This is a genomic window from Acinetobacter sp. (assembly GCF_045628685.1).
Lineage (GTDB): Bacteria > Pseudomonadota > Gammaproteobacteria > Pseudomonadales > Moraxellaceae > Acinetobacter.
This window is the reverse complement of record NZ_JAZQPV010000097.1, coordinates 1-5,831: the sequence shown is the minus strand read 5'-3', so window position 1 is coordinate 5,831 and position 5,831 is coordinate 1. Positions and strand designations below refer to the sequence as shown.

General features: G+C 37.7%; 5 protein-coding genes and 1 pseudogene. 2 read left to right on the top strand and 4 right to left on the bottom strand.

Features of this window, described 5'->3' with window-relative positions; translation table 11 throughout:
- The first annotated feature begins 129 nt into the window (after nt 1-129).
- Both ACKI4H_RS13105 and ACKI4H_RS13100 read left to right on the top strand, forming a co-directional pair.
- Entirely contained in the window at nt 130-1,377 is a 1,248-nt protein-coding gene (locus ACKI4H_RS13105; protein WP_407306424.1) for a tyrosine-type recombinase/integrase, read from the top strand.
- A gap of 214 nt (nt 1,378-1,591) precedes the next feature.
- Nucleotides 1,592-1,890: pseudogene (locus tag ACKI4H_RS13100) on the top strand (Fic family protein); the annotation flags it as partial.
- A gap of 45 nt (nt 1,891-1,935) precedes the next feature.
- Here ACKI4H_RS13100 and ACKI4H_RS13095 read toward each other — a convergent pair.
- The 4 genes from ACKI4H_RS13095 to ACKI4H_RS13080 form a co-directional block, all read right to left on the bottom strand.
- Nucleotides 1,936-2,343: an ExbD/TolR family protein gene (locus ACKI4H_RS13095; protein WP_407306422.1), complete on the bottom strand. Its 408-nt coding sequence runs from the start codon at nt 2,341-2,343 to the stop codon at nt 1,936-1,938.
- Nucleotides 2,343-3,056: a MotA/TolQ/ExbB proton channel family protein gene (locus ACKI4H_RS13090; RefSeq protein ID WP_407306420.1), complete on the bottom strand. Its 714-nt coding sequence runs from the start codon at nt 3,054-3,056 to the stop codon at nt 2,343-2,345. The genes ACKI4H_RS13095 and ACKI4H_RS13090 overlap by 1 nt, the downstream gene beginning before the upstream one ends.
- Nucleotides 3,057-3,091: 35 nt before the next feature.
- Entirely contained in the window at nt 3,092-3,889 is a 798-nt protein-coding gene (locus tag ACKI4H_RS13085; RefSeq protein ID WP_407306418.1) for a TonB family protein, read from the bottom strand.
- A gap of 198 nt (nt 3,890-4,087) precedes the next feature.
- A partial coding sequence (locus ACKI4H_RS13080) for a TonB-dependent receptor family protein (RefSeq protein ID WP_407306416.1) occupies nt 4,088-5,831 on the bottom strand: 1,744 nt, incomplete at its 5' end.

The window sequence follows — 5,831 nt, the reverse complement described above, 5'->3', positions numbered from 1 at the left end:
CAATAAGATATAAAAATAAAATACATATTATCATACATTTATAATTTATATAAAGTTTATTATTCACTCTTTTTGTTGCTTAATATATATTGATTTTTAGTACTATTTGCTTACCAGATGCTTACTAGAATGAAATTCACGAAACCAGCTATAGACAAAATTGATTGTACAGATAAGACAAAACCTACTTTTTTTTGGGATGAAAAAACACCTGGATTTGGCGTCAAAGTTACACCCAAAAATAATAAAAGCTACATTTTCCAAGGTCGCATTGGTCTTCAGAACCGTCGGATTAAAATCGGTGATGTTGATGTATGGAAACTAGATGATGCTCGTAAGTATGCACAAGAATTAGCGATTATGTGCCACAAAGGCATTGACCCCTTTATCGAGCGTAAAAAAGCTTTAGCTAATAACAAAGAACTACTAAAACAAGAAAAACGCAAGACTATTAAATTTAAAGATGTATGGTTTGAATATTTAGCAGCAAGACAACCTAATTGGCGACAAAGAAGCTATCAGGACCACATCGAATTATCTAGAGGTGGTTACGATCCCGAAAAAAATAGTGTTTATACTAACCAACCCATTTTTCAACTGTTTGATTACAAACTTTCTGAATTAACTGCAGATGTATTTTGCGATTGGCTTGATCAAAATGATTATCGCCCCACAACATCAGGTAAAGCATATCGACTCACACGCGCTTTTCTCAATTGGTGCGAGGAACATGAAGATTATGAAAACTTAGTACCTCCAAAATCATATAACGCAAAAAAGGTTAAAGATAAAGTCCCTACTCCAAAAGCCAAAAATGATTGTTTGATGAAACAACATCTAAAACCATGGTTTGAAGAGGTAAATAAGTTAACTAACAGGAAAATCGCGATTTTTTTGATATGTAGTTTAATCACTGGTTGCAGAAAAAATGAGCTACTTTCATTAAAATGGAAAGACGTCAATTTCCGTTGGAAAACAGCAAAAGTTAAAGATAAAATTGAAGACGCAGGTCGCCTAATTCCTCTCACTGCATTTGTTGAAAGTCTATTATTAGAACTAAAGAAAAATTCCGATTCTGAATTTATATTTAGCAGTAAGGACTCTGAATGTGGATATATTGTTAATCCCTACGATAGCTTAGAGAAAATATGTAAGAAACTAAATATTGTACTTACTCCCCACGGATTAAGAAGGTCATATAAAACGTTAGCTATTTGGGCTCAAATCAATGAAGGATCATTAGCACAAATATCAGGTCATAAACCAAGTGCATTAGTTGAAAGGCACTACATCGTACGACCTATGGATATGCTCCGAGAAACACTACAAGAATATGAGGATTGGATCTTAAGCTGTGTTAGAGATGGCGTCGATTGAACCAAAAGCTAAACCAAAATTTTAAATATAAATTTTAATATTGGAAAAAATTTGCACCCACTTTTTACCAAATTAGATTTAGTGCATTGAATCCTAAAACTAATTTTGTTCAAAGCCAGCTTTAGGATTTGAAGTCACATACCAATATTACCACTTTTTCAATCAACACAAAATACAATGATATATTATTGCATCTACAAGATACATAAGCCCCCCCCTTGAACGTACAGCCAAAGTACATGCAAATTTTGTGGGTATCCATCCATTCATTGATGGCAATAGTCGCACATCATCTTTTGATGAATCCAGAATTGCTTACGCTTTGTGTGATCACTGTTGAAAATCGATTAGCTTATTATGAAGGCATTGATCAATGGATGGCATATAGAAAAGGTAGATGCATTTATTCAATTAGTTTCTGATGCGGTATTGGGAGGATTTGGTCTGTCTCAAGTTGTTTTGGGTATTAAAAAATCCCATCTTTGTCTAAACCTTTTCAAATATAGAAAATAAAAAAAGCCCAAGAAGACTTGGACTTTTTAAATAAGATTTAAATTATCAAGAATTAGGTACAGTTACAATAGACAGTCTATTAACACCTACACGCTCAATATTAGCCAAGATTTTTGCTACCGTTCCATAAGGAACTTTTTCATCTGCATTTAAATTTAATGCTAGCTCAGGATTTTCCTGTTTTCTACGTTGGATTTCTTGTTCAAACACAGCAAGTTGCACTAATTCTTTATCTAAATAAATATCCCCATCCGGTTTAATACTCACCACAACAGCTTTATTTTGATCTAAATTTTTTGTAGGTGCTGCCTTAGGTAAATTCACTTTTACTGAATTGGTCAGTAATGGCGCTGTCACAATGAAGACAATCAGCAGAACTAACATCACATCCACTAAAGGCGTAATGTTGATTTCACTAACTACATCATCATTTTCTGAAGTTGAAATTGCCATTATGCCAAGACCTCTTCAGATTGAATATTTTTCACTGTAGATGGATTGCTAATCTCAACTGTAGGTACTTTAAAACCATTTTTTTGGTTCAGGCTCACTAAGTCAGTAGCAAAGTCATCCAATTCCGCCCCAACTGTTTTTCCTTTACGAATAAAGTAGTTATAAGCCAATACTGCCGGAACAGCAACCGCGATCCCAAGACCGGTTGCAATGAGAGCTTCACCGATAGGTCCAGCAACTGTATCCATACTTGCGTTACCTGAAACTGCAATCGCTTTTAGTGCATGAATAATCCCAAATACTGTACCGAATAGACCAATAAAAGGTGCATTGTTGCCAATCGATGCCAATACTGCTGTCCCTTTATCTAAGTCACGACGCTCAGCAAGAATTTGTTTACGTAAATGACGTTCTAACAAATCTTGACGACTCCAACTTTGCTGTAAATCCTGATGTGATTTGCCATCTGCATGAATTAATGCTTCAAAACCACTTTGTGCAACACGCGCTGAGGGACCTTCAGCTGCATTCGATTTTAATACAGCATCTTTTAGGGTTTTAGATGTCCAAAATGTTTCTACAAATTGAATACTTTGTTGATGTGCTTTACGTGTTTGTAAAACCTTTACAACTATAAGTACCCAAGTAACCATTGATAAAACAACCAACAGCCAAACGGTTGTGTCATGAATTAGGGTACTGATATCGCTCATGTCTATTTCCTTAATAATTCAATAATGAATTTTATTTATTTCGGTAATTTAAAATCAATCGGTACATCTACCCATCCTTCTATAGGGGTAGGACCACGTTTTGCAGGGGAAAATTTCCAACGTTTCACCGTACGAATTGCAGCATCATCTAGAACTTTTTTGCCACTGCTCTGTTTTAGAATAATTTCTTCAGGGGAACCTGAAACTGAAACTAAGATTCTTAATAAGACTCGCCCTTCCCAACCGCGATCAAAAGCCACTTCTGGGTATTCTGGTGCAGGATTACTTAAGTAACCGGCATAACCTTTCGCTTCAATCACGGGTAAATCTTCTTTTTTCGGCTCAGGAGGTGCTGCTATGGGTTCAGGTAATGGTGCCACAACATTTTTCGTAGCTGGTGCATCTGCTTTTGCCATCAGCACAGGGGCTGGTTTGCTTGCCATTGGCTTTGGGGTAACCTGCTGTTTTACAGGCTCAGGGTTAATATCTTCTACAACAGGCTGGGGGTTAGGTTGTTGAGTGACTGGTGGAATCTTTGGCTGAATAACTTTTGGCTTTTCAGGCTCAGGTTTAATAATTTCCACCATGACAGGTGTGATTTTCTTTTTTGGTACTTCAACAGCTTGATTCAGCTGAGTAATTGCATATAACCCAATATGCAAAAAACCCACGGCAAGTAAACCAACAACCAATACCGTTTTTTTACGATTCAAAGCAGGTGATATAGATTTCACAGCATCAAACGTTTCAAGAGTCGGCTGTACACTTGCAACATTTTGATGAATATGTGCCAACACAGCCTGTTTATATATAGGTCTTCTCAAGTCACTCATGAGTATTTACTTCAAGTTTTGTTATCCGTAAATTGCCAAACAAAGATATTTACTATCATGAAACATTGAGCACTAAGCTAAGTCTATTGATTTATACTTTTCTGTGTCAGCAATTTATGAATGTGCATTAGCAAGGTGTGAATTTTTTACTGCTTATTTAAATAGGCTGTTTCTCTTAAATAGAGAAGCAGCCCTTAATTAAAAATTAATGGAAACACCAGCATATGTTGAGAAACCTTCACCTGGGGTAGAACGTGCCATATCTAAACCATTATCGTTATAGCCGGGTGTCACAGTTGCAGCATAATGCTTGTCACCAATATTCTTGAAATCAATCCATGTATTCCACTTCTTGCTTTCAGGCTGATAACCTAGACTGACGCCCCAGGTACTGTAGGCATCTGCGTAAAATGAATTTGCATAATCAACTGGTACTTTAGATGCATATTCAGTATTTACGCTGGTAAATATGCCATTGTAGAAATCCATTCTCAGCTGTGCCTGATAAAAGTGCTTAGGCAACCCGGGCAGCTGATTTTTTCCAAATACAGGGTCATTTTTGTATTTAAAATCACTGTAGGTATAAGACTGGCGAAGTGATAAATCACCTAAGCCATCCTGACTCAACAATAAGCTGTTCAGGCCTGCCTCTAACCCCTGATGAATGGTGCGGCTTGCATTTGATTCAGCAACAACAGGATTCGGCATTGGCGAAACCTCAACACTCAACAACTCATTTTTGACTTTAGAGTAGTAATAATTTAAATCCCATGCCCCAATTCCACTTTCACCGCGGCCGCCAATTTCAAAAGTTTGTGCTTCCTGATTATCCAAATGAATCGGTGCACGCATACGGCCAGAAGCAGGACCGCTACCTTGCGGGAAGTATTTATTTGATCCCCAAATTAATGACCATGGATGTGGAGGTTCTACACTCTTGCTGATATTACCGTAAACTTGAAGATCCTGATTAATTTCATATCGCAAGCCCAGCCTTGGCGCAAAGTCCCAATCACTTTCACTTAGTTCTTCATTAGTAACGGGATAATAAACTTCACTGCCGCGTTTGGTATAAATGCCTGCTAAACCCGCACTTAACCATAGATTTGGCTGTATTTCGGATTCATTGCTCAATTGAATCACATTGTCAGAACCACGATATGTGTATTTTCGGGTAATCGTTCCAGCTTCATAACCATTTGTATCGAAACGAAGCGATTCTGTGACACCTGAATCCGGGCGATGTGTAGTGCTGCGAATTGACGCCTTTGCTACACTATTCAATCCGAACAAATCATAAGGTTGCAGATACGACAGGCTTGCGGAGATATCGCTATAATTCACATCTGTACGGTAAGGGCTTTCCTGCAAATCCATAGGATAGTTATGGTAAGCCAACGTGGCTTGCAATGTCCCACCGTTATCCAAATTTAAGGTTGTTTTATTGGCCAGCCAAGTACTGCCTGGCTGAATGCGTTTTGCATCATATTGCAGATTGTAGGCATTTGCTGCCTTAGGATCATCCTTAATTTGCTGTTTAGTTAAACGGCCTGGCGTCTGATGCTCAGTTTCACGATAACGTAAATAAAACCGAGTTTCTAAATCTGGATTAATCTGATAACCAACATTAGCAGCTATGCCTTTACTATCACCTTCACCATGCTTTTGGTAACCATCATAAGTAGATCCGTTAATCGATACGTAATAATCAAGATTATCAATTTTTTGACCGGAACTCAGTGCATACTTTTGAAAACCTCGACTGCCGGCTTCATAGCGAAGCTGCAGACGTTCAGCATCTTTTCCAGTTTTAGTTACATAATTGACTGCCCCACCTAAAGCTAAAGAGCCTTTATCAAAACCATTAGCTCCCCTAAATACCTCAGCTCTGTTCAGCCACAATGGCTCAAGCAATTCATAAGGCGTTCCACCTGGCCCTGTA

What these genes read in the sequence shown, in the direction of transcription:
- ACKI4H_RS13090 (WP_407306420.1), bottom strand. Translation starts at nt 3,056, where the DNA reads ATGAGCGATATCAGTACCCTAATTCATGACACAACCGTTTGGCTGTTG.
- ACKI4H_RS13105 (WP_407306424.1), top strand. Translation starts at nt 130, where the DNA reads ATGAAATTCACGAAACCAGCTATAGACAAAATTGATTGTACAGATAAG.
- ACKI4H_RS13085 (WP_407306418.1), bottom strand. Translation starts at nt 3,889, where the DNA reads ATGAGTGACTTGAGAAGACCTATATATAAACAGGCTGTGTTGGCACAT.
- ACKI4H_RS13095 (WP_407306422.1), bottom strand. Translation starts at nt 2,343, where the DNA reads ATGGCAATTTCAACTTCAGAAAATGATGATGTAGTTAGTGAAATCAAC.